At 74.6% G+C, this 507-nt stretch carries 1 pseudogene; it reads left to right on the forward strand.

Features of this window, described 5'->3' with window-relative positions:
* Positions 1-17: 17 nt before the first annotated feature.
* Positions 18-507: pseudogene (locus J7528_RS24215) on the forward strand (methyl-accepting chemotaxis protein); the annotation flags it as partial.

The following is a 507-nucleotide window of genomic DNA, read 5'->3' on the forward strand; positions in this document are numbered from 1 at the left end:
CGGAGGAGACCGGCCGCGTGGCCCACGCCGCCGTCCAGCAGGAGGCCGAACGCCAGCGGGCCGACATGGTCGACGCCCTTGCGGAGAGCCTGTCGCGCCTGGCCAAGGGCGACCTGTCGGTGCGCCTGGTCGAGCGCTTCGCCGAGTCCTACGAGCAGCTGCGCGCCGACTTCAACCAGGCGGCCGGCAAGCTGTCGGACGCCCTGGCGGTGATCGACGACCGGGTGGCCGGGGTGCGCCGGGGCTCGGACCAGATCGCCGAGGCGGCCTCGAACCTGTCGCGCCGCACCGAGCAGCAGGCCGCCAGCCTGCAGGAAACCGCCAGCGCCATGGACGAGATCACCGTCACGGTCGGCCACACCGCCGACGGGGCGCGCCGCGCCGCCAAGGTGGTGGCCCAGGCCCGCGAGGACGCCCGCCGCTCGGGCGAGGTGGTGGACGAGGCCGTCGAGGCCATGGGCGCGATCGAGACCTCGGCGACCCAGATCTCGCGGATCATCGGGGTGA

It is taken from the genome of Caulobacter sp., from assembly GCF_017744445.1.
In the GTDB taxonomy this organism is placed as follows: domain Bacteria; phylum Pseudomonadota; class Alphaproteobacteria; order Caulobacterales; family Caulobacteraceae; genus Caulobacter.